A 26,865-nucleotide genomic window follows, 5' to 3' on the forward strand; every position below is an offset into this window, starting at 1 on the left:
CTGAAACTTTGATTTTTAAAATACAAGACTAACACCCAGGTTCCAAACCCGCGGGCGTGGATAGGAGAAGAAGTCCAGGTTTTGAGAAAAGTTTGAATTATTACCAAACGAACTATTATAGGTATCCACTTCAGGATCATAGCCGGTGTACTTTGTGCTGATGAATAAATTCTGAACACTGGCGTAGATCCTTAATTTCTGGATCCTCCAACGGTCAATAGTTGCTTTTGGAATGGAGTAGCCCAGGATAAAGTTCTGGCCGCGGATGTAGGATCCGTCCTCCACCCACCAGGTATCAAATTTGGAATCCTGTGCCCATTTGTAGGGGCGTACCTGAGAGATCATTGTATTTTGATGATCAGGGGTCCAGGCATTCAACACTGTTGCCAGGCTGTTGGCGATAGTTTGGCGGTCTTCTGTTGAATGTTTAAAGGTGGCCGCGGTATTAACGCCTTGTACAAAACGGATATCAAAAGAAAAATCAAAATTCTTATAATTTAAGGTACTGGAAAAAGTGCCGGTCCATTTGGGCACCGAACGGCCGATAATGCTGTACACTTCTTTACCATTTGCATCCAGCAGGTATTTACGGTCACCCGGCAAAAGCCCCTGGGTAGCGGCCAAAGCGGCTTCATCCGTGCTATAGGTTCCTAAACGGGTTCTTCCCCAAAAGGATCCGATAGCTTCGCCCACGCGTAAAATATTGGTCTGACCCAAAAAGTTGGGGCCCGGGAATATGTCTGCATTGCCATCATTTAATTTCAGGATCCGGTTCTTATTAGTCGCGAAAACAAAATTGGTGGTCCATTTGAGGTCTTCCGTTCTAATATTTTCTGTGGTCAGGCCAATTTCAAGACCGGTATTTCTTACAGAGCCTACATTTCTCATTACATAACTTTGCTGAAGCCCGTTGCTCCAGGCAATGGGCGCCTGTAACAGCAGGTCTTTGGTGGTTCTGTTATACACATCAGCGGTAAGATACACGCGGTTATTCCACAGTCCCAATTCCAAACCGGCATCCCCCTGCCAACTCACTTCCCATTTCAGATCAGGGTTTCCCAAATAAGCGGGCAACAGGGTAGATTGGTTTGCTCCCGCTAATATCGTCGTTGAGGATGAAATCTGGGGAATGGACATATAGCTGCCTATTTCCTGGTTACCGGAAGCACCATAGCTTGCCCTTATTTTTAAATCGCTGATCAGGGAATTATCCTTCATAAAGTCTTCTTTTGAAACTCTCCATGCAGCGCCTAAGGACGGAAAAAAGGCATATTTATTATTCTTACCAAATCTTGAAGATCCATCTGCACGGCCGGTGGCGGTGAACATATATTTATCAGCGATATTGTACATCACCCGTCCATAAAAAGAATTCATGGCATTGTCACCCGTTCCGGAAGTTATATTGTTTCTGACCGAGCCTGCCTCCAGTTTATACCATTGAAAATAGTTATCTATGAAGTTCTGTGTTTCAGCAAATACGGTTTCTGTATTTGTTTTTTGCCAGGAGGCCCCCAGCATGGAAGTCATCCGGTGCCCGTTATCAAATTGTTTATTCCAGGTCAGGTAATTTTCAGACTGCCAGTAAACATATTGAGAGGACCGGATATTGGCTATACCGCCCTGGTCCTGCGACAGGTTATGAAGATCATTCGATGAGAAAAAGTTATTCTTCTGGGTGTTTACATTATATCCGAAGTCGGATTTAAAGTCTAAATCTTTTGTGATCTTAAACTGCAAATACGTATTCCCCTGAACCTGGAGATTATTATTTAACGTATAGCGGCTATTGGCAATGTGCACCGGATTCGCTCCCCCTTCCATACCGGCCACATCGCTGTTGCCGCCCCATGCGCCATTGGGATATTTAATGGGGATTATCGGCAATTCTTCCGTTACCATCCTGGGCACGTTCAGGCCACCATTGTTGTCGGATACCATTCGCTGCAAGCCCTTGGAAAAGGCAAGACTACCGCCCACTTTCAGCCATTTATTAACCTCATTATCCAATGTAAAACGGGCAGAGTAGCGCTTAAACCAGGAGTTGGCCATAATACCATTCTGATCCAGATATCCCATTGCCAGGCTAAAGAGGGTTTTATCGGTACCGCCCCGGAAATTTAACTGGTGACTGGTGGAGAGGGCCGGTTTATACACTTCCTTTTCCCAATTGGTATTGTACAGCGGTTTATCGTTTGCATCAAACAACAGCGGATAGTTCTGATGATTTAATGCTTTGGGGGGAGCAACCGCTACACCGCCGTTCCATTTAGCCGAATTCGCGTAAGCCTGATTATACATATTAACAAACTCCGTGGAATTTAATGCGGGGAGGTGCCTGGAAAGTTCGCCTACATTTACATTACCCTCATAAGATACCTGAGTGGGTCCCCTCCGGCCCCGCTTGGTAGTGATCATAATAACACCATTGGCGCCCTTGGAGCCGTAAATTGCAGTAGCCGACGCGTCTTTCAGTACTTCCATCGAAGCAATGTCATTGGGGTTGATACTGTTCGGATCCACACCTATTACACCATCTACCACATAGGTCGGATCTAATGATGAATTGATGGATCCCAATCCGCGTATACGAACTTTAGCGCCGGCGCCCGGAGCATTACTATTGATGCTAACATCCACACCCGGTACTTTCCCCTGCAGCGCCTGCGTCAGATTGGGCGCGGGAGCATCCATCAGTTTATCCGATTTTAAGACGGTGATCGCTCCTGCCAAATCAGATTTCCGGGCCGTACCATACCCGATCACCACCACCTCATCCAACCCTGCCCCTCCTGTATTCTTTAGAACAATCGTTCCCAGGTCTGCCCGTCCGCCTACCCGTTCTTCCAGTGTGGCATATCCTACAGAACTGAATACCAACGTGGCGTTTGCGTTATTCAAATTGATCGTAAAGGCGCCGGAATCGTCCGTTACTGCAGCCGCCTGTGCGCCTTTCACCTGAACGGTAACACCGGGCAGCGGCTCTCCTTTTTCATTCGTGACCTTACCTTTTACAGTAACTTGCTTTTGCTGAAATAAAATCCCGGGAGCTGCATGTGCTTTTATACCCGGAATAAGGCAAAGTTCGATGGCCGCGGCCATGAAGCAATACTTCAATGGCGACCAAATCCCTTTCCCAGACTTTGGAAGATGGATTGTACTTCTCATATTGTTCAAAGTTGATTTTACGCTTTAGAAGGCGTTGGAATATAGCGCAAGGGATCAGGTTACCTCATGTATGTAAACATTATGACTACAGCCTATACTTTTGTAAACGACAAACGAATCCCGGCCTCGTTTGAGTCAACACTTGTATCACAATATGAACGGCGCTACACAAAAAAGCACAGCACTTACCGTTAGATTTTTTTACGCTGTAGCTGACTGTTGTTCACTACTTCAATAAACAAGCCGCTATATACAAACCCCGTGTATATTTTTAGTTTAATGAGCACTTTATCCCAAGTACAACTCTTAATAGTTATCGGGCGGTCATCGAGGCCAGAGCGCATATCCCAGGGATAAAGCATATCAAAAACGTTTTTTTTACAAAAGCAACACAATCAGGAAATATCATTTTTTTCATTCAACAGCGCCTTTGCAAAATCGTTATTGCTTAACAATGTTACCATCATTTTTTAAACTAAAAAAATAAATTTCTGCGGGCAGTTGTCCCCCAACCTATGTTTTATTCGATAAAGCAGCCGTAGCGAACGGAGGATCAGCTAAAAGAAAGATCTCCCTTTTTTAATGCGTTCTGAAAATACTGGCAGGCCTGCTGCAGTCCGCACTCCGGGCATTTGGGCGCCCTTGCCGTGCACACATATCTTCCATGAAGAATTAACCAGTGATGAGCTTTATGAATGAGCTCCGGCTTAATATTTTTTATCAATTCTTTTTCTACTGCAAGCGGGGTCGTTAATTGCCGGGATACAAGGCCAATACGCTTGCTGACTCTGAAAACATGCGTGTCAACCGCCATATTCGGTTGCTGATCAATAACCGAAGTGATCACGTTTGCTGTTTTCCTGCCCACACCTGGTAAGGTTATCAGTTCCGGCACCGTCATAGGTATCTGGCCATTGAAACCGGTGAGTACTTTTTGGGCCATTCCGATCAGGTGACGGGTTTTATTGTTCGGATAGGAAATACTTTTTATTAATGGAAACAAGTCATCAAAAGAGGCCTTGCTCAAAGCAGGAATATCCGGGTATTTTTCAAAAATAAAGGGCGTAGTCATATTTACCCGTTTATCCGTGCATTGTGCGGAGAGAATCACGGCAACCAATAACTGGTAAGGATTATCATACACCAGCTCCGTTTCCGCATCCGGCATATGCCCCTGAAAATACCGTATCACAAAATCATATCGCTCTTTCTTTGTCATAAAACAAACCTACGTATTTTTGGGTTACAAGATACTAGATACTGGATATAGGATACCGGATGTTTTGTACGCTTCAAGCATCTAGTATCCAGTATCTCACATCAAGCACTTGTAGCAATAATATTGTTAACCTAAAACAAATCACCATGAGTTATCGTAATTTGGAAATTTGGCAACTGGCAAAAGAATCGGCTATTGAAATACATAAGATGTCGCTCCAATTGCCCAAATTTGAATTATTTGAGGAAGGACAGCAAATACGTCGCTCGAGTAAATCTGTGCGATCAACAATTGTTGAGGGATATGGGAGACGACGATATAAAAATGAATTTATTCGGTTTCTGGTTTATGCGCAGGCTTCCAATGACGAAACAATAGATCATCTTGAAATATTATTTGAAACCGACTCTTTGACGAACGAAATATGGTTTAAAGAACTTAGAGAAAAGCTGGATATTCTTGGCCGGAAAATCAATAGATTTATTCAGGCTGTAGAATCAGGGCATATAAGCGCCAAATGAAACGATGAGATATTAGATACTTGATCGAGTATCCAACATCCAGGATCCAGCATCAAGTACCAAGCCTGATAATTATTAACATTAATCACATATATGGGAACGATCGAAATAAACAACAACCAGCTCCTCATCGCCTCGCATATCATCACCTATGGTACCGCAGCAACAGAAGCGCTTACCGAACAGATGCGGGACGAGATTGAAACAATGTGGAATGAACCGAATGGTACGGTATTTATAAAAAATACAGCATATGGAGTCCGTTTTAAAATAACCGCCGGTTTTGCGCCGGCAATTGACCCGGTAGAGATATTATCCAACGATAATCCGCTGAATAATTATTTCCGGATCGAAGAATACGTGAAGGGCAACATCTCTTTTGTGGATGGCCTTGGCTGTAATACCGGCTATTTTAAGCTGGAGAATTTATATAAAGGCTCTACAACCGCAGCCCATGAATATGGCCATACCCTAGGCCTGGAACATCCGTCAGACCTCGATTACAGGGGAAAGGGAGTGCCCGGCATCATGTACCCCCGCGGTACACTGGTGGATCCGGAATACCAGTATGAACCCGACAAACCCGCGGGCGCCAAAGGAGGCGCCCTGCATCCCATGTACCGGAAAGTGAGGAAGGAAGATATCGGGTTATTAAAAATAGAGCATCTTGATTTTAAAAATGCTGTGGCGGTGCTTGGCGATTTCAGCAGTGTGTGGCATCCGGAGCATCAGCAGCCGGCAAGTAGTCAATAAGTGAATAGTCAATAGTCAATGGATCAGTAGTAAACGTGAGGCATGATGCAGTTGGGGTAATGTGAATGCTAAACGCTCAACCTACAAGGCTTCAACAATGATGCAATGAGCACTTATTGACTATTGACCTTTCACCATTCACTATTCCTCCCCCGACATATCCAGGGGGAACTCCAGAATAAACGTGCTCCCTTTGCCCAGGGTGCTTTCCACTTTAATAGTGCCGCTATGTGATTGCGTTACTGATTTTACATAATTCAATCCCAGTCCAAACCCTTTTACATTGTGCAAATTACCGGTATGCGCCCGGTAAAATTTTTCAAAGACCCTTTTCTGGGTCTCTTTACTCATCCCGATGCCGTTATCCTCGAAACGTAACACCAGTTTACCGGGGGCGTTCTGTGAGGATATCTTTAACAGGATGGGTACATTGTCCTTTGAATATTTCACCGCGTTATCCACCAGATTATTTACCAGGTTCGTAAAATGCACGTCGTCTGCTTTTATCAGGTCATTTGAAGCATGCAGGTTCAATTCTGCTTTCCCGCTTTTCTCCTGCAATTGCAGTAAAAATTTATCTGCAATCAACTGGATCACTTCATGCACATGCAGGGGTTCTTTATCCAGTTCTACTTCCTGTTTTTCAAATTGGGACGCTTTCAGGATCGCTTCCACCTGCTTATTCATCCGCTGGTTCTCTTCCTTTATAATACCGCTGAAATAGGACATTTTTGTTTTGTCGGACAATACTTTTTCATTCTTCAGGGCATCAACAGCAAGCGAAATGGTAGCAATAGGTGTTTTAAACTCATGCGTCATATTATTGATAAAATCATTCTTTATTTCACCCAGCTTTTTTTGGCGCAGCATTGTGTATACTGTAACAAAGAAAGCGGCAATAATTACCAGCGTAAACAAAATAGCCAGCATAATACTCCCGGTCAGGGATTTCATTACGATTTTCTTGTAATCAAGCGCTATGATATACAAAAATTCATCAGGGGGGCTCTCAAAGGAAGACCCGTTATTGGCGATAATAGCAGCCATTGGCGGCCGGTAATTACTAACCGTATCCTGGCTTGCTTTTTCAAAATTGAACGACTGCTTTTCCACCTGATCAAACGGGCCTGGTGTTTTAGCCAGCAGCGCAAATTCATATTTTAAATCACTCAGTCCAACACGATTCAGTGCTTTCTGAATCCGGTCGTTCAATTCCGTTTGATTCAGCCGTGCGTGTATGGTATTCCGTTTCGATAGTTCATTTGCCATCCTCAAGGGCGGTATAATTCCAAGTGCGTCATTCGCCGGGGGCAGGAACTGCATCTTGTATTGCGTTAACTCATCACGCAAAATATTTGATACATTATCAATCTTCTGACGCACCTGGTCTTCCCGCAAAATAACATTATTCTTTAGCCAGGAAACCTGTAGCAAGATAATTCCCAGGAGGGACAAACTGATTAAAACGATGATAAGTACAAATAGTTTTCTCACAAAATTTTAGCTAAACACGGCAAATATAATCATAGCAGGCCAACTGCAACGGGATCGCGCCTCCCCGCAGTAATATTTAACGTGTTTTTGTAGGAAGGGATGTGCAATGCCGAACACGTAATGCGCAACACCCAAGGCTTCAGCACGATACACAACGCTAAATTAATGCCGGGAAGTAGGAAATGCGGGATGCTTTTGACTTACCGATGCGTTGACTTACCTTCCAAATACCGGCTTTGGAACAATCTCTTCGCAGTACTTGGGTAAACGACATTCAATGCTCAATGCCGAGCGCTTGTTATTGTAGTTAACTAGCGTTCGGCCTTGTGCGTTAAGCGTTCGGCATTCATTTTATCCTATATTTGAAAAATGGAACCCGCGAACGGAACTTTTTTAATCGCCAACCCGCACCTGAACGACCCGAACTTTGTGCGCACCGTTGTTTTTTTGTGTGAACATGGCACGGAAGGCAGTGTTGGTTTTGTAATGAACAGAAAAACAGACCAAACCATCGGCGACCTGATACCAGAGCTGGAAGGGCAGCTTTTTCCTATATACGAAGGAGGCCCCGTTGGTATGGATAGCATTCATTTTTTGCATCAATACCCCAACGAGCTGCCGGGCGGCAAAGAGATTACAGATGGTATTTATTGGGGAGGAAACTTTGAAACCCTGATGGCGCTGATGAGCGCGGGACAGATCGATGCAAATAAGGTTCGCTTTTTCCTGGGCTATAGTGGTTGGGGCGAAGCCCAGTTGGATATGGAGATGGAAGAGAAGACCTGGATCGTAGCCAAAGCAAGAAGAGATTTCGTTTTTTGTAGCAATGAGCGGGAGCTGTGGAAAGACATTTTAAAACATCTCGGCGGCGATTACGAGCTGATCATTAACGCGCCCATCGACCCAAGACTGAATTAGGTTTAAGGTTCCAAATTCTCACATTTACACATTTTCACATTTTCAAATTTTCAAATTTATCATGAAGCGCTTACTTTTTTCGGCAGCCGTGGCGCTGTCCCTGATCTTCTCCGGCTGTGATTCATTACAATCCGTAGGCGGAGGTTTATCGCAATTACAAATGGCCGCGGGGTTGCGGGAAGCATTGACGCAGGGCCTTTTCAGCGGTTTTGAGGCTTTTGCCAACCCCAACCAGGGCAACCCATTGGTGCGTTTTGCTTTTCCGGGAGATGCCGCAAAAATAGAAAATACACTGCGTAACCTGGGCTTATCATCCGTCGTAAACTCCATGACTGCAAAATTTACGAATGCCATGGGGCAGGCCGTTGTGGAAGCCAAACCGGTGTTCCTCAGCGCAGTAAAAAATATGAGCATCACCGATGCCGCCTCCCTCCTGCTCACCACCAACCGGCATGCGGCAACCGAATACTTCAAAGCACAGATGAGCCCTGAATTGATGAACCGATTCCGCCCGATTGTGGCCAATACCGTGCGCACAAACGGCGCTGATGCGGATTACCAAAAACTGGTCAGGGCCTATAACGCCATTCCCTTCCTGAGTAAAAAACTGGAACCAAATCTGAACGAGTTTATTGCCGGGCGGGCAATTGACGCCCTGTTCTTATCTGTAGCCAACGAAGAAGAAAAGATACGGACCAATCTTGCCTTCAGAAAAACGGCTCTATTGCAAACGGTCTTTGGTTATGCTGATCAGCAAATGAGAGCTGGCAACGGTGGGTTCCGGCCGCGGTAAAGAGGTCATGCGTTCACGGTTAAGTCTCACGCGGCGACACAAAGGAGCAGCGGTGCAGCGGAAGGTTTTATTAAATCTGCGAAGGCTGTTAGCACCCTGAAATGTTATGGTCGCCCCCATTTCGGCAAACGGTGCCGTTATTTTTATACCTTTAAGCAGGAACCCCGTTTTAATCTCTAAAATAGTAAACTTATGACTGATCCAAATTACGGGCCTCAGGGTCCGGCAGAACCAAACCCGTTTAACAATTTATTGCCCGTACAATACGGCAATTTCTGGGAGCGATTCGCGGCCGCGCTCATTGATGGCCTCGTTATTGGCGTTGCCTGGTCCATTATCGCTTCGCTTTTGGGTATTAATTTTTTAGACAGACACATTATAGAATCTGATTCGGGGAGCGGTGTATTCAACTACTGGTCGTTTGGTCCCCGGCAGGGAGTGCCCATCCTGATTTATTGGTTGTATTTTGCCTTTATGGAATCGGGCCCCAAACAAGCCACACTGGGTAAAATGGCGCTCGGTTTAAAAGTGACCAATACCCATGGGCAGCCCATAAGCTTTCTGAATGCGACCGGCCGTTTTTTTGGTAAATACGTTTCTGCGATCATTCTGTTTATCGGGTTCCTGATGGTGCTTTGGGACGACAAATGCCAGGCGCTGCACGATAAACTGGCCGGAACGCTGGTCGTAAAGAAATAAATATTGAAGTCGTTTACACTTTCAGAGTCCTTTGCATTTCCCGCAGATAACGCCGATTTTTTACGCTGATATCCGCAGAAAATCGATCTGCGGATATCAGCGGTGTATTAGATCTGCTTAAAATCAGCGGGAAAGCCAGATGCAACATTGCTTCTATAAAAAGTTTAAACAACTTTAGTAAAAAATTAAAGCCGGCTGAAAAATCAACCGGCTTTTAATAAACTATTTTTTAGGAGACTTATAGAGCTTCTGCCCCCTCAATCAAAACCATTACTTTATTATGCAGCACCTCTACAAATCCGCTCTGGATCTGGAAGAAACCGGGCGCTTCTTTTTGATTAAGGATCTTCAGCTTCCCTTCCTTCAATGCTGCGATCATTGGCGCATGCTTATCCAATACTTCAAAAGAACCGGAAATACCAGGCAACTGTACCCCGCTCACTTCGCCAGTGAAAATCTTTTTTTCGGGGGTTAATATTTCTAATGTCATATAATTTAATGTGGAAATGTGGAAATGTGGAAATGTGGAAATGTGGAGTTAGTAATTTAATCAGCCTATTTCCACATTCTCATATTTTTCACATTCTCACATTATTTTATTAGTTCTGCGCCAATAATTTCTTCCCTTTCTCGATCGCGTCGTCAATATTTCCAACCAGGTTGAAGGCAGCTTCAGGATATTCATCTACTTCCCCGTCCATGATCATGTTAAAGCCGCGGATGGTTTCGTCGATGGGCACCAATACCCCTTTCAAACCGGTAAAGGCTTCTGCCACGTGGAAGGGCTGCGACAGGAAACGCTGTACCTTACGGGCACGGGATACGGTCATTTTATCCTCATCGCTTAATTCATCCATACCCAGGATGGCGATGATATCCTGCAATTCTTTATAGCGCTGTAAAATTCTTTTAACCTTGTTGGCACATTCGTAATGCGCATCGCCCACTACCTGAGGCATCAAAATACGGGAAGTAGAATCCAGAGGATCCACCGCAGGGTAAATACCCAGGTCGGCAATCTTACGGCTTAATACGGTAGTGGCATCCAGGTGGGCAAAAGTTGTTGCCGGCGCCGGATCGGTTAAGTCATCCGCAGGTACGTAAACCGCCTGTACAGAAGTAATAGACCCGCTTTTTGTAGAGGTGATCCGCTCCTGCATCAGTCCCATTTCAGTAGCCAGTGTAGGCTGGTAACCCACGGCAGAAGGCATACGCCCCAGCAGGGCCGATACCTCAGAACCCGCCTGGGTAAAACGGAAGATATTGTCCACGAAGAAAAGGATATCCTTTCCTTTGCCTTCACCATCTCCGTCACGGAAATATTCAGCAATGGTCAACCCGCTCAAAGCCACGCGCGCACGGGCGCCGGGAGGTTCGTTCATTTGTCCGAATACGAAAGTAGCTTTGGACTCAGCCAGTTCTTCCTGGTTCACCTTGCTCAGGTCCCAGCCACCTTCTTCCATGCTGTGTTTAAAGGCATCGCCATATTTCATAATGCCCGCCTCGATCATCTCACGCATCAGGTCATTTCCCTCACGGGTACGCTCGCCCACTCCTGCAAATACGGATAATCCACCGTGGCCTTTCGCAATATTGTTGATCAGCTCCTGGATCAGTACGGTTTTACCCACACCGGCCCCCCCAAACAATCCGATCTTACCACCCTTTGCATAGGGTTCGATCAGGTCAATAACCTTAATCCCGGTAAATAAAACCTCGGTAGCCGTGCTCAGGTTTTCAAAAGCCGGCGGCATCGCGTGTATCGGACGGCCATTTGCTTTGGAAACAGCAGGCAGACCATCGATGGCGTCCCCTGTTACATTAAACAGACGGCCCTTGATCCCCTCGCCAACGGGCATAGTAATTGCTTTCCCGGTATCGCGTACTTCGGTGCCCCGCACCAGCCCTTCGGTACCGTCCATCGCAATGGTACGAACACTGTCCTCGCCCAGATGCTGCTGCACTTCCAACACCAGTGTTTCACCATTTTCTTTGGTGAGTTCCAATGCGTTATAAATTTCAGGAAGCGTGCCATCAAACTGTACGTCGATAACCGCACCAATTACCTGTTTTACTTTACCTGCGTTTGCCATATAAAATATTGAAATAAGGTTTTGTTTGAGGCTGCAAAAGTAAGGTTTAATGCTATATTATTCGCTTTAACCCTGAATAATTATTCAGAACCAATTAATAATTATTAATAAGCTGTGGAAAAAACGTTAAATATCTGTTCCGCTCTCTTATTTTTGTATAAATATTCTGCTAACCAATTAAAAATAATCTCATTATCCTATGGTTGTTCAACGCGCGCTGATCGCAATTTTTATTATATCCCTTTTTACGATTGTTTCCTGTAAACACGAAGAAAAAAAAGTAAGAGAGAAAGTGATCCGGGTGGAAAAACCGGTCACCAAGGTGGATATCACCATTGATACCGCCAATGCCTTTAATCAACTATTTATAGATAGTTCACTGGTAAACAAATTTTTATCATCCGGAGACCTGAGCGACACTCTTATCAACCGGATTAAAAGTTTCTACAACAGCCGCAACTACCAATATGCGTGGTTTTCCCCTGAGGGATTGCCGGAACACACGGTTTCCTTCTGGAACATGCTTAAGAATTACCTCAATTATTCAAAAGACTCCACCGTCTATAATAAGGCGCTGGCTGCCAAAATGGAATCAATCATTAACGCCGATAGCTTACGGATCCGGAACGACTCCACTTACCAGCGCCTGGAACTTTCACTCACCAAATATTTTTATTTGTTTGCCGATCACGCCTATGCCTATGATCCCGGTTTCGACATGAAAACGCTGGAATGGTATATTCCCAAGAAGAAATTAACGCTCGAAGGCATGCTCGATTCCGCTATTGCGGGAAAAGGACAGTTTTCCGAAGCTTACGCCCCTACCAATCCGCAGTATAAAAAACTGCGCCAGCAACTGCAAAAATACAAGGCCATAAAAGACGCCGGGGGCTGGCCAAAAGTGAATAGCCCGGTAGAAGTTATGAAGCGCGGGTTTAAGGACCCTTCCGTTAAGACGCTAAAAAAACGCCTGAAAATAGAAGGATTCCTGGAAGGAGAAGACAGCACATTTACTAATACTTATGATTCTGCGCTTGCAGATGCGGTAAACGCCATTAAAAAAGTTTACGGTTATAAGGAAGACGGCACCGCAGGAAAAACATTTTTAAAAGATGTGAACGTTTCCATTGACGAGCGGATACAACAGATCCTTATCAATATGGAGCGCATGCGCTGGATACCTACGGAAACCAGGGATTCCGGTCGCGCCATTATGGTAAACATACCCGAGTATAAAATGCATGTTTATGAAAACGGGCGACCGGCCTGGGATATGAATGTAGTGGTGGGCAAAGAAAGCAATAACACTACCGTGTTTACCGGTGTTTTAAAGACGGTGGTATTCAGCCCGTACTGGAATGTTCCTACCAGCATCGTAAAAAAAGAGATGCACGGGCACCCCAGCACCGGCTATCTTGAAAAAAACCATATGGAAATTGTGAATGGCCAGGTTCGACAGAAACCCGGCCCCTGGAACTCTCTGGGGTTGGTGAAGTTCCTGTTCCCGAACAGTTATAATATCTATTTTCATGATTCGCCGGCAAAAAGCCTGTTCAATAAGGACAAACGCAGTTTCAGCCACGGATGCATCCGCTTGCAGGAGCCGTCAAAATTTGCTGCTTATGTGCTGGACGATTCCGCCCATTGGGATGCATACAAAATAGATTCCGCCATGCACAGCTATAAAGAAAAATATGTGCGCGTAAAGCACCCCATACCGGTGCTGATCACTTATTTCACTTCCTGGGTAGATGATGAGGACGCATTGAACTTCAGGGAGGATATTTACGGGCACGATGCGATAATAGCCAAGAAGATGTTCCTCAACAGCGTGGGCACCACCTACTCCCGCCAAAAGGCCATCAGGGATAGTTTACAGCAGGTAAAGGATTCCATCAAGGCTAAGGAACTGGAATTAAAACAGAAAAGAAAAGCCGATAGTTTGCGGCGGGTGGCCCGAGGGATACGCTGAATGCAGAATGCTAAACGCTAAATGGCAATCGACAGACGTAAAACGTCAAACGTTAGCCATCAAACCTCAAACATCCGACATTTGTAACATGAACATTATTGAGGTAACCACGCCGGAGCTGGCAAAATCATTTTTACTGGTAAACGTTATCATCAACCGGGGAGATCCGAATTATATCCGCCCGCTGGATAAAGACGTGGAAGAAGTATTTGATCCTGCAAAAAATAAGGCCTTCCGTTCCGGAGAAGCGATCCGCTGGATCCTGAAAGATGCCGATGGTAAGCTAATAGGCCGTATCGCGGCGTTTGTTAATAAAAAATATAAAACCAAGGGCGATGACGGCCCCGTGGGCGGAATAGGATTTTTTGATTGTATTAACGACCAACCCGCCGCCAGCCTGCTATTGGATGCGGCTAAGGCCTGGCTGCAGGAAAGAGGAATGACGGCGATGGACGGTCCTATTAATTTCGGGGAGCGCGATAAATGGTGGGGATTGGTGGTGGAAGGTTTTGATCCGCCGTTGTATTGCATGAACTATAACGCACCTTATTATAAAGACCTGCTGGAGCACTATGGCTTTAAGCCCTTTTTCTACCAGGCCTGTTTTAGCCTTGACGTAAAGAATCTTTTACAGGAGAAATTTTACGCACGGCATGCTGCGTTGGCAAGGGATCCCAATTTTTCAGCCGTCACCATTCAAAAGAATAACCTGAAAAAATACGCCAAAGATTTTACGCTCGTTTATAATAAGGCCTGGGCGGGGCATGGCGGTTTAAAACAAATGGAAGAACGGGCGGTTTTAAAACTGTTCCAAAGCATGAAGGCGGTGATGGACGAGCGGATCTGCTGGTTCCTCTACTATAAAGAAGAGCCGATCGGGATCTGGCTCAACCTGCCCGACCTCAACCAATGGTTCAAATACCTCAATGGAAAGTTCGGGTTGATCGGCAAACTAAAATTCCTCTGGTACAAAAGAACCCGGCCCAATAAAAAATTTGTGGGCCTGGTTTTCGGTATTGTGCCGGAGTATCAGTCCCGGGGCGTTGATGCTTACTTCATTGTAGAGGGCGGCAAAGTGATCCAGGATTGCCAGGTTGGCCCGGACGGGTATAAAGTGGGCAACACCATTTATGATCAAAATGAACTGCAATGGATCGGAGAGTTTAATCCTAAAATGATCAATGTGGCAAAATCGCTGGGCACTTATCTCAGCCGCAGGCTGTGCACCTATCGCTATAATTTCGACCGGGAAAAAGAATTTAAAATGCACCCGGTATTGCATTGAACTAAATATCTTATAATGTATAATGAATAAAGGCGGCCGTTAATGGCCGCCTTTATTTGTTGGTACTACCAAAATGATTTAACGGCTGCAATTAGCCCCCCAGGCGTTGCCATCTTTGGTTAGTGCAATACTAAGCTTATTGGCATTGATGGACAGACCACCAGAGTAACCGTTCACGGTGCCAATATACCCCTGGTCACCTTTTGCCATCTGTACATTTGAAATGGTAGGGATATTGTCTGAAAAGTGAAAATCATAACGATCGCCTACTTTTACAACCTCAACCGAACCATTCGAATTGCTGATATTCGCAGACCCCGTGTAGGAAACACTTCCCGTGTATTTTCCCACAAACAAATTATTATCGGCCGGGTTATCGCTTTTACTACATGATGCAACGAGAACAATTACCGCAATCAGCATAAGGTTTAAAAACTTAGAAACTGCTTTCATAGAAGTTTGATTTTTGATTAAAAAATAAATATTGATTCTATATAAACAAGCCCAATGCCAAAGCATAGGATTATTGTCCTAAAAATTTATTTTTCTAAAAAGAAATGTTAACATTAACAGGAAGTGATCTTGTAAACAGGCTAATTCCCTCACGAGCAAACACTTTTACGGTCATTTTATTTTGTTAGTTTTGTGCTAAATAATGCATAATGAAATTTACTTTTTACGGACAATCCTGTTTTTTGATCGAATTAAATGGTAAGAAATTCTTATTTGATCCGTTCATTACGGGAAATGAACTGGCAAAAAACATAGACGTCAACGGCATTGTTGCAGATTACATCCTGGTAAGCCACGGCCATGGCGATCATGCAGGCGACCTGGTTTCCATCGCGAAGAGAACCGGCGCCCTGGTTATCAGCAATTTTGAGATCATTACCTGGCTGCAACTACAGGGTGTTACCAACGTGCACCCGATGAACTTTGGCTCCTACGATTTTGACTTTGGCACGCTTACCCTAATGCAGGCACAGCACAGCAGCAGCTTTATGGACGGCAGTTATGCGGGCGCCGCAGGCGGATTTATCCTTAATGCTCCCAAAGGCTGCTTTTATTACAGCGGCGATACCAGTTTAATGCTGGACATGCAATTAGTTCCCCACTATGCAAAACCAGATGTGGCCATTCTTCCCATCGGAGGCAATTTTACCATGAATGCCCGGGACGCGGTAAAAGCCAGCGATTTCATCCAATGCGATCACATTATAGGCGTTCATTTCGACACCTTTGGCTATATCAGGATCGATCATGAAAAAGCCCGGAAACTATTTGAAGACGCAGGAAAGCAACTATTAATTCCTGATATAGGGGCCACTTACGATCTGTAATCGCTGGTTGTTTTTTGTTGCCGGGAAGCCGGAAAAAACGGGAAGGATTTGTTTTTCACTGGTTTCGCGAATTATAGCTTTTCTATCGCCTCCGGCGATCTAGTTTATAACCGGCTATGCGGGGCTTGCAGCCGCGCATCCTTATTCTATCGCCTCCGGCGATCTAGTTTATAACCACTTAGAAATTAAGCCCATTAAGAAAAGAACTTAATCCCACTTAACTCCTTACTATTTTTAATTTTGAGCCCCTTAATTTTTGACAGAACACTGATCCAAGCTGCCTTTTACCGATAGTTTTTGCCTACAGACAGTTTTTTGCTCTTTAACCGTCATATATATGTCGAAATTCACCTTGCTACAAAAATTAAATTACCTATTAAACAGTATGAAAGGTATTCGTATCGTCATTTTCGCCAGTGCACTATTCGCCTCCTGCACCTCAGGTAAAAATAAAGACAACAAAAAAGATGATGCACCCAAGCCTTACCAGGTGCTGACCCTGGCGCCCCGGCCGGCCACTACCTATCACGATTATCCCGCTACCATACAGGGGCAACAGGTGGTGGAGATCCGCCCGATGGTAGATGGTTATTTAGAAAAAATTTATGTGCCGGAGGGGGCAGCCGTAAAAAAAGGACAATTACTCTTTCAGATCAGCAATCCCCAATATGAACAACAGGTGATTACAGCTAAAGCCGCTATCAAAAGTGCCGAAGCCGATGTAAGCGCCGCACAAATGAACGTGGAGAAAACAAAACCGCTGGTACAGCAGGATATTATCAGCAAGTACGAATTAGAATCGGCACAATACACTTTAAAAGCAAAAGAGGCGGCCTTAGCCCAGGCAAAAGCAACACTCGCCAATGCTCTTACCAATATCGGCTACACCACCATCCGCAGCCCGCAATCAGGTATTATTGGCCTGATCCCTTATAAGATCGGCGCCCTTGTAAGCAGCACCACTTCCAACCCCCTCACCACCTTATCAAACAATTCCAATATATACGCCTATTTTTCATTAAATGAAAAACAACTGTTGGGCTTTACCAGCCGGCACGCAGGCAATACCATGCAGGAAAAACTCATGAGCCTTCCGCCGGTGAACCTCGTTCTTGCCGACGGAACGCTGTACAGTGAAACAGGCAAAATTGAGACCGCCAGCGGCTCTATTACCACCGCCACCGGAACCATCACGTTTAAAGGTACATTTCCCAACCCCGGCGGCGTCATACAAAATGGTGCCAGCGCCACCGTGCGCATCCCGCGCAGCGAAACAGCAGCACTGTTGATCCCGCAAAGTGCCACCTTCGAATTGCAGGACAAGCGCCTCGTGTACAGGCTCACTTCCGACAACAAGGTGATCAGCACGGCCATTACGTCCACTGCCACTCCGGACGGTCGATTCCTGATCATTCAAAATGGGTTAAACAAGGGCGACCGCATCGTGTTGAATGGCTTCAACCTGAAAGACGGCACCGTGGTTATTCCCAGGCCTGTAAATACGGATAGTCTTTATAATTTAAAAGACACCCTGCAAAATAATCTCTGATGTTAAAGCGATTTATAGAACGACCCGTATTGAGTACCGTGATATCAGTGCTCATTGTATTGTTGGGTGTGCTGGGCGTATTAAAGCTTCCCATAGAGCAATATCCCTACATTTCCCCGCCTACGGTTCAAGTAAACGCCACTTATAGCGGCGCCAATACCGACGCGGTTTTAAAAAGCGTTATCATCCCGCTGGAGCAGCAGATAAACGGAGTAGAGGGCATGACCTACATGACGTCCACCGCTACTAATGAAGGCACCGCCAACATCAGCATTTTTTTTGATGTGGGCCGCGACCCCGACCAGGCCGCAGTAGATGTACAAAACCGGATCTCCGCCGCCACCGGTAAATTGCCGCAGTCCGTTATACAAAACGGGATCACGGTGCGCAAACAACAAACCAGTAACGTATTGATCATTTCGGTTTACTCCGATAAAAAAGATTATGATCAAACCTTTTTGCAGAACTACGCTGCCATCAATCTTATCCCGCAATTGCAGCGGGTAAACGGCGTGGGAGGCGCCAACGTTTTTGGAAACGTAATGACCTATGCCATGCGCATCTGGCTAAAACCGGATGTGATGTCCGTGTACGGCGTTACCCCTGCTGATGTTTCTACGGCGCTTGCAGAACAAAATGTAAATGCAGCCCCCGGCGTGTTCGGGCAAAATTCGAACCAACCTTTTCAATATGTAATAACTTATACCGGCACCCTGGTTACCACGGATGATTTCGGCAATATCATTATTAAATCGATGGGCAACGGGCAGTACCTCCGCCTGAAAGATATTGCCCGCGTGGAACTGGGCGCGCAAACCTATACCGGATCTACCGCCACTAATGGAAAACCCTCGTTGGGCATCGCTATCAGTCAAACGCCGGGATCTAATGCACGGGATGTGATCATCAATTGTAAAACCGTTGTGGAGCAGGCGGCCAAAGCCTTTCCGGATGGCGTTAAATTTATTTACCTGGTAGATATCAATACTTTCCTCAGCGCCTCCATCACCAAAGTAGTGCATACGCTGGTAGAATGTTTCCTGCTGGTATTTTTGGTGATCCTTATTTTCCTGCAGGACGTCCGTTCTACCATCATCCACGGCATCTCCGTTCCGGTTTCCATCATTGGCACCTTCTTTTTTCTTTATCTGTTCGGGTTCAGTGTAAACCTGCTGACCCTTTTTGCACTGGTACTGGCCATCGGCATCGTGGTGGATGATGCCATTGTAGTGGTAGAGGCCGTGCACGCCAAACTGGAACATGGCTACACGTCGCCACGAAAAGCAGCCATTGATGCCATGCACGAAATAGCACCGGCTATTATTTCCATCACTCTGGTAATGGCATCGGTGTTTTTACCGGTTACTTTTGTTACGGGATCGGCGGGCGTTTTTTATCGGCAGTTTGGTATTACGCTGGCCATCGCCATTATGATCTCCGCGTTAAATGCATTGACCCTTTGTCCGGCTCTCGCCGCCATGTTCTTAAAGCCTCCCGCCCATATACAGGATACCCCCGAAGGAGAAAAGAGGAGCTGGGGCAAACGCTTTGGAACCGCTTTTAACGCCGGCTATGGCGTGCTGGTAACCAAGTACACTAAAGGCGTGCACTACCTGGCCAAAAGAGCCGGACTTGTTTTTGTAATTATTTTGATTTTTGCAGCGGCATTCCTCCTGCTGATGAAAACCACGCCTACCAGTTTTGTGCCGAGTGAGGATATGGGGACTATTTTCGTAAATGTAACATTGCCACCGGGCTCTACCATGGAACGCGTGCGGGAAGTGGATGCACAGGTAGACAGCGTGGTGCACAAACTGCCCCAGGTAGCCGCCACCATGCGTATGATGGGTCGTAACTTTATTGCAGGCAGCGGTTCCTCTTATGGAATGGTGATCATCCGGCTAAAGCCCTGGGATGAGCGACCGGGCGTTTCGGATAAGGATCTGATCAAAAAACTAATTAAGTCTACTGCATTTATCACGGGCGCCAAGATCACTTTTATGCAGCAGCCTACCATTTCAGGCTTCGGAACCAGCGGGGGCTTTACCTTTCAGCTACAGGACCGGGCCGCACATTCCACGGCTGATTTTTATAAGGTAGGGCAAAATTTCTTAAACGAATTGAGCAAACGGCCGGAGATACAATATGCCGCTACCTCATTCAATCCCAATTTTCCGCAATATCTTTTATCCGTAAATGTTGCCAAATGTAAAGATGCCGGCATTCCTGCTACCACCATATTAAGCACCATGGGTGTCTTTTATGGCAGCGCTTACGTCAGCAACTTTAATGAATTTGGCCAGCAATACCAGGTGATCCTGCAAGCCGCCCCCAGTTATACCGCCAGCACCCAGGGGCTTAACAATATTATGGTGCGCGCCAGTGATGGGTCTATGAACCCGATTTCGGAATATATCACTTTAAAAAGAATTTACGGACCCGAATCCGTAACCCGTTTCAACATGTATAATTCCATGTCGGTAAACGGCTCGCCCAACAGCGGCTACAGTACCGGGCAATCCTTAAAGGCTATTTCAGAAGAAGCCGCAAAAACGCTGCCGCCGGGTTATAGTTTTGAATATTCCGGCATCAGCCGTGAAGAACAAAACAGCGGATCGCAAACCATTTATGTATTTATATTAAGTCTGGTTTTTGTGTACCTGCTCCTAAGTGCTTTATATGAAAGTTACCTGTTGCCCTTTGCTGTGTTGCTTTCATTACCGGTAGGGTTAACAGGCGTTTTTGTATTTGCAAAATTGTTCGGGCTCGATAACAATATTTACATGCAGATCTCCATGATCATGCTGATCGGCCTGTTGGCAAAAAACGCCATCCTTATTGTAGAGTTTGCGCTGGAACGCCGCCAGAACGGGATGGGCCTGCTGGAATCTGCACTTGAAGGCGCAAAAGCAAGACTGCGCCCCATTTTAATGACCTCCTTTGCGTTTATCCTGGGTCTAATGCCTTTAATTTTTGCGTCCGGTGTAGGCGCTTATGGCAACCGTTCCATCGGCACGGGCGCCATCGGCGGTATGCTATTCGGAACGGTATTGGGCGTATTTGTAATACCTGCCTTATACATCGTGTTCCAGGGACTACAGGAAAGAATAAAAACAAATAAATACGATGAGCACGGGGAACTCATTACCGATCCTGAAAATAACAGTAAATAATATTTTTTAGCCGGCAGTAATGCTACTATCAGCTTCCTTGTGTCACTCACTTCAGCTTCAGTGCACAACCGAGCAATACAAAACAAATCAAGGAATGAAACCTGCAACCGCACTATATAAATTAACAGGAATTGTTTTGGCAATCGCCTTGCTTCCCGCCTGTAAGGTTACGCAGCCTTACAACTCCTCAAAAAATATAAGCGATCAGTTATACCGCGGTCCGGCAACCAACGACACCACCACTATTGCAACCCTGCCCTGGAAAGAATTATTCACCGACACCAAACTTCAGGCGCTGATTGAAGAAGGCTTACATAATAACCTGGACCTAAAGGTGGCTTTGGCAAGAATGGAGGCCGCACGGGCCAATTTAAACCAGGCCAACCTGGCCTATCTGCCTTCCCTGCAGGCCAATGCCAGTGCAGGGTTCTATAAACCTTCGGGCGTTCAAAATATTGCAAAACAGGTAGATCAGCTTTACCTCAGCTCTAGCTGGCAGGTAGATGTCTGGGGAAAATTAAAAAGCCTGAAACGTGCAGCCCTCGCTGCTTTTCTGCAAAGCGATGCTTACAAAAGGGCCGTACAAACACAACTGGTGGCTAACATCGCCTCCGGATACTACGCGTTAATGGCCTATGATGCAGAACTGAGCCTGACGCTGGCTACCCTTCAGAACCGGAAAGAAGATGTAAAGACCATGCAGCTTCTAAAAGACGGGGATGTGGTTACCGGCGCAGCAGTGGTCCAAAGCGCCGCCAATCAATATTCTGTTGAAGTGACCATCCCTGACATTAAACAAAACATCCGGCAAACGGAGAACCTCATCTGCAATCTTATCGGTCGCAACCCCGGACCAGTGGATCGGGACAGTTTAGCTAATGATCCCATACCCACCAACCTGTCCACCGGCCTGCCCGCGCAATTACTCGCCAACCGCCCGGATGTGCAGCAGGCAGAGTACCAGTTACGCAATGCTTTTGAAATAGTAAACGTAGCACGCACCTATTTTTATCCCTCCCTTACCATCACCGGGCAGGCAGGGCTGTACAATACCGGTATTAAAAATTTCTTCAACGGCTCTTCGTTTCTTGCTAATATTATCGGGGGCCTTACGCAACCCATCTTCAATAATGGGCTGAATAAACAACGCCTTGCCGTTGCCAAAGCACAACAAAAGGAATATGCCGCCGATTTTCAAAAAGCATTATTGAATGCGGGCATGGAAGTATCCAATGCGCTCTATCAATACCAGGCAGCAGCCGATAAGAAAGCTGCCCGTACGCAGCAACTGGAGAATCTTGAAAAAGCCGTTTCCTTTACCAAGCAATTATTAAAATACTCCAACAAGGCGAACTATACCGATGTGCTCACTTCCGAGCAAAGCCTGCTGGCGGCGCAGTTAAGCAGCATCAATGATAAGCTGGAACAGTTGCAGGCTATCGTGGCACTCTATTCAAGCCTCGGTGGCGGGTGGAAATGATGGCTGGCCGGGAAGCCGGAAATACGGGAAGATGTTGTTTCTAACTTGCCGCTTTTGCGCCTTCCCGGCAGCATTACTTTAACGGCTCTTACGAATAGCTATAGACCATAATAGCCAACTACTAAGCTATTTTATCTCTCCGCTAGAAAATATGCCTATTTTTTTCGAATATTATATTCTGAAAAAAATCATTTATGCGTACCCTGTTTTTTACCGCTACCGTACTGGCCCTGGCCGTTACCATTGTTGCTTTTATTCATACCAAACAATGGCAGTCGAAATTTGTGCAGGTCAATCCAGACGGCAGTCTGCATTACACTCCTGATGGGCGCGGCAACATCCTGCCCGACTTCAGCCGGGTTGGTTATAAAACCGGGAATGTGCCCATCCCGGATGTGCCCATGGTTCAAACCATCGCGCCCGGACCCGATGCAGCAGCGGCGATACAAAAAGCAATTGATGATCTTTCAAAAAGACCACTGGCGGCCAACGGTTTTCGCGGCGCCATTTTATTAAAAAAAGGAACCTACTCCATCCCGGGCAATATTAAGATCAGCGCCAGCGGTATTGTATTACGTGGCGAAGGAGCGGAAACGATATTAGTGGCCCAAGGAAATAATAGAAGAGCCCTGATCAACGTTTCCGGAACGGGCGATATAAAAGAAGTAAAAGACACCCGCACGGCCCTTACAGACAACTATGTGCCGGTAGGGGCAAAATCCTTTACCGTGGCCAATGCCGCGGCATTTAAACCGGGTGACGCCATCATTGTTCACTGGGCAGCCAAACAGCAATGGATCGAAGACCTGAAGATGAACCAGATCGAGGCACGGCCGGGCACCAAACAATGGCAGGCATCAGAATATGATTTTAAATTTCAGCGGACCGTTACAAAAGTCTCCGGCAATACGGTGTTCACAGACAATCCGGTGGTAATGGCAATGGAATCAAAATATAATACCGCCGAAATCTATAAATATACTTTTGATGGCCGGATAACAAATGTAGGCGTGGAAAACCTGTACTGTGCCTCCGCTTATACTTCGGACACATCAGAAGAACATTCCTGGGATGCCGTATTGTTTAATAAAATAGAGAACGGATGGGTCCGGAACGTAACGGCCCGGTATTTTGCTTATTCCTGCGTGAACCTGGGCGGACTGGCCAAAAATATAACCGTGACGGATTGTTATTGCTTTGACCACAAATCGATCATTACCGGGGGCCGGCGTTATTCTTTTAACAATGGTGGCCAGCAGAACCTTTTCATGAACTGCAAAGCAAAAGATGGCCGGCATGATTATGTAACCGGTGCAAAAGTTTGCGGGCCGAATGTTTTTTATAATTGCACGGCATCTGTTACCCATGCAGATATTGGCCCTCACCATCGCTGGGCGATGGGGACTTTATATGACAATATTGTTACAGATGGTGAAATCAATATCCAGGACCGCGGCAATTGGGGCAGCGGGCACGGATGGTCGGGCGTTAACCAGATCCTTTGGAATTGCACCGCAAAAAAAGCCACTGTACAAAATCCCTGGGTATCCGGTAAAAATTATTGTATCGGGCTTAAAGGGCAAAAAGCAGCCGGAAGACTGGCGGGCAGACCTGAGGGTGTGTGGGAAGGTCAAAACCAGGTTGGGTTGGAACTAAAGTCCTTATACGCAGCGCAGCTCAAAGCAAGAAAAGACCTATAAGGTTTTAAAAACCTTATAGGTCTTTACGCCTAGCGCAGCAATGCTGTCGCGCACCACAACAACGGCGCCTGTCCGTGCAAATCACCGGTATTACGTTTACGGTCCAGATAATATTGATGATCATTTTTCTTGTTGGTACCTTCGCACACATCCGTAATATCATTATCGGAATTGATATATCTGATCAAAGAAAGCCATGCTTTACGTGCTGCGGGTGCATACACTTTCTTGTCCAGCCAGCCCTCTTTTACACCCGTTATAAACGCACAGGTAAACATTCCCGTAGCTGAAGTTTCCTTCCATGAAGCCGGGTCATCAATGAGCTGACGCCACATCCCATCTTCCGCCTGGTATTTCAATAAGGTGGCCATCATTTTTTTATAGCCCGTCATGATCCGTTCCCGGTTCGGGTTGTTCTTTGGCAATGAACGTAGCAATTCGCTCATCCCTACTGCCATCCAACCATCGCCCCTGCCCCAGAAGTAGGGCACATCCGGCGCATGATAAAACAAACCGTTGGGCTGCTGCAGCGAATCGAGATAAAAAACCATTTCTTTAGCGGCTCGGTTAATATATTTCTGATCGCCGGTTGCACGGTAGGCCTGCGCCTGAACCGCCGTGATCATGAACATATCATCAATCCACAAACGCGTTTGCCAGGTAAGCCCTTTGTCATAAAAGCGATGCGATTCAGCCGTTACACGCTTTCCTTCGGGCGGACCCCATTGTTTATCAGCCATTGTTTTCCCTATTTTCAGGTAACGCGGGTCTTTTGTTTGCATATATAATTCTAAAGGCACCGCGCCAAATACGGTATAGTCCACGTGATCCGGTACGGGGATTAGCGTGTCCTGGCTGCCCAATAACGGTTCAAAACGTTCGGCTAATTGTTTCGTCAGCATTTTGTTTCCCGTCTGTTTTGCAAAGATCAAGGCGCCATACCAGGCGCAGGTTTCAGGGTAAATGATCACTTTCGGCGGCCGCGCGGTGTTAAACCCAGCATGCGGCGAGGCCACAAACCGGGCGGCGATCCGGTCACCGATCTCTTTTGGAGAGGTGCCCTGTGGCCAGCTTTTAAATTCATCAATTTTTGAAGATTGTGCATAAACCGTTGCGCTTCCAGATAGAACAGAAACAGCGGTTGCGAGCAAGAGGTGAACTGTTTTCATATATTTATTTTAGAACTGTTTTTATTTTTTGTTAAGGGTTGCACCCGGCCAGTTGTCCGTGCGGAAGGGAGAAGCCGGCAACCCGGCCTTATTATACAAACCGGGATGAGGGAAATTGGCCCAGCCAAAACGCACGGCCACAGGCGTTTTCACGCCATCGTTCCATACTACCACGGTATTCCCTTCGATACGCGCTTCTGCGGGAACAAATTGCTGATCGTTACCGGCAATAGCGAAGCGCGTAAGTCCTTCTTTTCCCGTTTCCAATCCATCACTTGCAAATGAAAAGTAAATTTTGACCTTATTTCCTTCGCGCTTCATCGATTGATACAACGGGCCCGAATACGCTACCTGTTTCCCGTAATCCTTTGCCAGCGCCCATAAGGCCAATCGTTGCCCAACTATTTCTTTATTGCGCGGGTGAATATTCAGCGAATCCCCGGCATCGGTAATTACAGCCATGCCTGTTTTGGGAACCTTTTGACAGGTGAACAACTGCGCTTCCCGTATCTCGGGATTTTGTTTATACTGTGGGGCGATCTGTACAAAATAAAAAGGAAAGTCGGATCCCCATTCTTTACGCCAGCTTTTAATTAATGCAGGAAATAATTTGCGGTACTGATAAGCCCTGTCGGCATTAGATTCCCCCTGGTACCAGATCACGCCTTTAATTGAAAAAGGGATCAGCGGATGGATCATTGCATTATACAATTTCGTCGGCGACTTGGAGTTCTTCAATGGATCTACAGGTTTTACAGGCTTCTTGTGTCCTGCAGAATCCTGCTTCCACTGTTCCAGTGCTGTTTCGTATTGCTTTATATCATTGGGATACTTTTTAATAGCCGATTCATACCGGTCCAGGATCGGCGATAAATCCTTATCGGCTGAAAGCACTTCCTTCCTCACCCAGGATTCCGCCGGTGTGCCGCCCCAGGATGAATGAATCAAGCCTACGGGGAAACCGGTCGCCTTTCGTATGTCACGCCCGAAATAATACGCCACTGCTGAAAAGCCGGCCGCACTTTGTGGTGTGCAGGCCTGCCAGGTTCCGCTTACATCCTGCACCGGTGCTCCGGCCACTTCCTGCTTTACGGTAAACAGGCGCAGCAACGGGTCGGTAACTTTTACAACTTCCTGTTCGTAATTGAAAACCCCCGTCCGCCAGCCGGCTCCTTTTGCTAAAGGAAATTCCATATTCGATTGCCCTGAGCAGAACCATACTTCTCCCAATAATACATTTTGAACCGATAGCTGATTTTGTCCTTTAAAGGTGATGGTGTAAGGGCCACCCGCTGCGATGGTTTTAACCGAAACCTTCCAGCTACCCTGCCTGTCGGCGGTAACACTTACCGGTTGCCGGTTCCAGCTACAGGTAATCATTACTTTTTCACCAGCATCCGCCCAACCCCAAAGCGTAACCGTGCTGCGCTGTTCCAGCACCATATTATCGGCAATCAACGCAGGCAATTTAATTTCGGCTTTGACAATGGCACTCAAACAAAATTGAGCGAATAACAACATACACAACCTTCGCATAGT

Annotated in this window: 21 protein-coding genes; 12 read left to right on the forward strand and 9 right to left on the reverse strand. The window is 46.2% G+C overall.

Annotated features, from left to right (window positions below; translation table 11 throughout):
* Positions 1-15: 15 nt before the first annotated feature.
* The 3 genes from NIASO_RS09845 to nth all read right to left on the reverse strand — a co-directional run bounded on the left by NIASO_RS09845 (position 16) and on the right by nth (position 4,387).
* Positions 16-3,168 carry a SusC/RagA family TonB-linked outer membrane protein gene (locus tag NIASO_RS09845; RefSeq protein ID WP_008585446.1) on the reverse strand — a complete coding sequence of 1,051 codons (3,153 nt, stop codon included), beginning with the start codon at positions 3,166-3,168 and terminating at the stop codon, positions 16-18.
* Positions 3,169-3,359: 191 nt separating this feature from the next.
* Positions 3,360-3,530 carry a hypothetical protein gene (locus NIASO_RS20340; protein ID WP_008585447.1) on the reverse strand — a complete coding sequence of 57 codons (171 nt, stop codon included), beginning with the start codon at positions 3,528-3,530 and terminating at the stop codon, positions 3,360-3,362.
* Positions 3,531-3,721: 191 nt separating this feature from the next.
* Positions 3,722-4,387, reverse strand: a complete 666-nt coding sequence (gene nth, locus NIASO_RS09850; protein WP_008585449.1) for an endonuclease III — start codon at positions 4,385-4,387, stop codon at positions 3,722-3,724.
* Between the two features lie 146 nt (positions 4,388-4,533).
* Between nth and NIASO_RS09855 the strand changes: the two genes are divergently transcribed.
* Positions 4,534-4,908, forward strand: coding sequence for a four helix bundle protein (locus NIASO_RS09855; protein WP_008585451.1), 375 nt, complete (start codon positions 4,534-4,536; stop codon positions 4,906-4,908).
* Positions 4,909-5,001: 93 nt separating this feature from the next.
* Positions 5,002-5,661, forward strand: a complete 660-nt coding sequence (locus NIASO_RS09860; RefSeq protein ID WP_008585453.1) for a peptidase M10 — start codon at positions 5,002-5,004, stop codon at positions 5,659-5,661.
* A 141-nt stretch (positions 5,662-5,802) separates the two neighbouring features.
* Here the strand turns inward: NIASO_RS09860 and NIASO_RS09865 are convergent, their stop codons facing one another.
* The gene (locus NIASO_RS09865) at positions 5,803-7,155 is read right to left on the reverse strand and encodes a sensor histidine kinase (RefSeq protein WP_008585455.1); all 1,353 of its coding nucleotides are present in this window, start codon (positions 7,153-7,155) and stop codon (positions 5,803-5,805) included.
* A 369-nt stretch (positions 7,156-7,524) separates the two neighbouring features.
* On the opposite strand from NIASO_RS09865, the gene NIASO_RS09870 reads away from it, so the two are divergent.
* From NIASO_RS09870 to NIASO_RS09880, 3 genes are all read left to right on the forward strand, one after another.
* On the forward strand, positions 7,525-8,073 hold the full coding sequence (locus tag NIASO_RS09870; protein ID WP_008585457.1) for a YqgE/AlgH family protein: 549 nt from the start codon (positions 7,525-7,527) through the stop codon (positions 8,071-8,073).
* 61 nt (positions 8,074-8,134) lie between these two features.
* Positions 8,135-8,866 (forward strand): DUF4197 domain-containing protein, encoded by a 732-nt coding sequence (locus tag NIASO_RS09875; protein WP_008585459.1) that lies wholly within the window; start codon positions 8,135-8,137, stop codon positions 8,864-8,866.
* A gap of 192 nt (positions 8,867-9,058) precedes the next feature.
* A complete protein-coding gene (locus tag NIASO_RS09880; RefSeq protein WP_008585460.1) occupies positions 9,059-9,565 on the forward strand; it encodes an RDD family protein in 507 nt (168 codons plus the stop codon).
* A 238-nt stretch (positions 9,566-9,803) separates the two neighbouring features.
* Here NIASO_RS09880 and atpC read toward each other — a convergent pair whose 3' ends face one another.
* Both atpC and atpD read right to left on the reverse strand, forming a co-directional pair.
* Positions 9,804-10,055: an ATP synthase F1 subunit epsilon gene (gene atpC / locus NIASO_RS09885; RefSeq protein WP_008585462.1), complete on the reverse strand. Its 252-nt coding sequence runs from the start codon at positions 10,053-10,055 to the stop codon at positions 9,804-9,806.
* A gap of 109 nt (positions 10,056-10,164) precedes the next feature.
* Entirely contained in the window at positions 10,165-11,658 is a 1,494-nt protein-coding gene (gene atpD / locus NIASO_RS09890) for a F0F1 ATP synthase subunit beta (protein ID WP_008585464.1), read from the reverse strand.
* Between the two features lie 199 nt (positions 11,659-11,857).
* On the opposite strand from atpD, the gene NIASO_RS09895 reads away from it, so the two are divergent.
* On the forward strand, positions 11,858-13,630 hold the full coding sequence (locus NIASO_RS09895) for a L,D-transpeptidase family protein (RefSeq protein ID WP_008585465.1): 1,773 nt from the start codon (positions 11,858-11,860) through the stop codon (positions 13,628-13,630).
* Positions 13,631-13,718: 88 nt separating this feature from the next.
* The gene (locus NIASO_RS09900) at positions 13,719-14,915 is read left to right on the forward strand and encodes a hypothetical protein (RefSeq protein WP_025298858.1); all 1,197 of its coding nucleotides are present in this window, start codon (positions 13,719-13,721) and stop codon (positions 14,913-14,915) included.
* 78 nt (positions 14,916-14,993) lie between these two features.
* Here the strand turns inward: NIASO_RS09900 and NIASO_RS09905 are convergent, their stop codons facing one another.
* Positions 14,994-15,368 carry a hypothetical protein gene (locus NIASO_RS09905; protein ID WP_008585469.1) on the reverse strand — a complete coding sequence of 125 codons (375 nt, stop codon included), beginning with the start codon at positions 15,366-15,368 and terminating at the stop codon, positions 14,994-14,996.
* Between the two features lie 209 nt (positions 15,369-15,577).
* Between NIASO_RS09905 and NIASO_RS09910 the strand changes: the two genes are divergently transcribed.
* From NIASO_RS09910 to NIASO_RS09930, 5 genes are all read left to right on the forward strand, one after another.
* Positions 15,578-16,255, forward strand: a complete 678-nt coding sequence (locus NIASO_RS09910; protein ID WP_008585470.1) for a metal-dependent hydrolase — start codon at positions 15,578-15,580, stop codon at positions 16,253-16,255.
* 385 nt (positions 16,256-16,640) lie between these two features.
* Complete coding sequence (locus NIASO_RS09915) at positions 16,641-17,804, forward strand: efflux RND transporter periplasmic adaptor subunit (RefSeq protein WP_044046305.1); 1,164 nt, start codon at positions 16,641-16,643, stop codon at positions 17,802-17,804.
* Positions 17,804-20,977, forward strand: coding sequence for an efflux RND transporter permease subunit (locus NIASO_RS09920; RefSeq protein WP_008585473.1), 3,174 nt, complete (start codon positions 17,804-17,806; stop codon positions 20,975-20,977). Before NIASO_RS09915 ends, NIASO_RS09920 begins: the two co-directional genes overlap by 1 nt.
* 94 nt (positions 20,978-21,071) lie before the next feature.
* Entirely contained in the window at positions 21,072-22,457 is a 1,386-nt protein-coding gene (locus NIASO_RS09925; RefSeq protein WP_008585475.1) for a TolC family protein, read from the forward strand.
* Positions 22,458-22,651: 194 nt separating this feature from the next.
* Positions 22,652-24,157 (forward strand): pectate lyase family protein, encoded by a 1,506-nt coding sequence (locus NIASO_RS09930; RefSeq protein WP_008585477.1) that lies wholly within the window; start codon positions 22,652-22,654, stop codon positions 24,155-24,157.
* Positions 24,158-24,186: 29 nt separating this feature from the next.
* Here NIASO_RS09930 and NIASO_RS09935 read toward each other — a convergent pair whose 3' ends face one another.
* Both NIASO_RS09935 and NIASO_RS09940 read right to left on the reverse strand, forming a co-directional pair.
* Entirely contained in the window at positions 24,187-25,326 is a 1,140-nt protein-coding gene (locus NIASO_RS09935) for a glycoside hydrolase family 88/105 protein (RefSeq protein WP_008585479.1), read from the reverse strand.
* A 21-nt stretch (positions 25,327-25,347) separates the two neighbouring features.
* Complete coding sequence (locus NIASO_RS09940) at positions 25,348-26,862, reverse strand: sialate O-acetylesterase (RefSeq protein WP_008585480.1); 1,515 nt, start codon at positions 26,860-26,862, stop codon at positions 25,348-25,350.
* Positions 26,863-26,865: the final 3 nt, after the last annotated feature.

The sequence above is a fragment of the Niabella soli DSM 19437 genome, assembly GCF_000243115.2.
Classification (GTDB): domain Bacteria; phylum Bacteroidota; class Bacteroidia; order Chitinophagales; family Chitinophagaceae; genus Niabella; species Niabella soli.